At 41.4% G+C, this 324-nt stretch carries 1 pseudogene; it reads left to right on the top strand.

What is annotated here, in order from left to right:
* Window positions 1–279: pseudogene (locus AB4496_RS29600) on the top strand (HD family phosphohydrolase); the annotation flags it as partial.
* Window positions 280–324 lie beyond the last annotated feature (45 nt).

Below are 324 nucleotides of genomic sequence, written 5' to 3'. Positions count from 1 at the left end.
ACACCTAATCACTTAGACCGGCAATTGGTGTACAAATTTATTAATTGCATTGGTATTTTCCCTATTGGGGCCATCGTTGAGCTGAGCAATGGCCATCTTGGAATCGTATGGTCATCGAATGATGATGCTCCTGTTGAGCCTGTCGTTAAGTGCTTCTATTCACGAAAGAATAAACGTTTCATTGACGTCAAGTATGTGGATTTAAAACACAGCTGGCATACGATTGTAAAAGCAATTTCTCCTACGAAGGCTGAAATTGATGTCACCCCTTTCTTTTAATAGAGCCTGCTATTCGAGGGGTATGAGGTCAGCACATTCCATGTA

It is taken from the genome of Vibrio sp. 10N.222.46.A1 (assembly GCF_041473595.1).
GTDB lineage: Bacteria > Pseudomonadota > Gammaproteobacteria > Enterobacterales > Vibrionaceae > Vibrio > Vibrio tasmaniensis_A.
The sequence above is the reverse complement of the archived record's forward strand: the minus strand, read 5'-3'. Positions and strand labels throughout refer to the sequence as shown.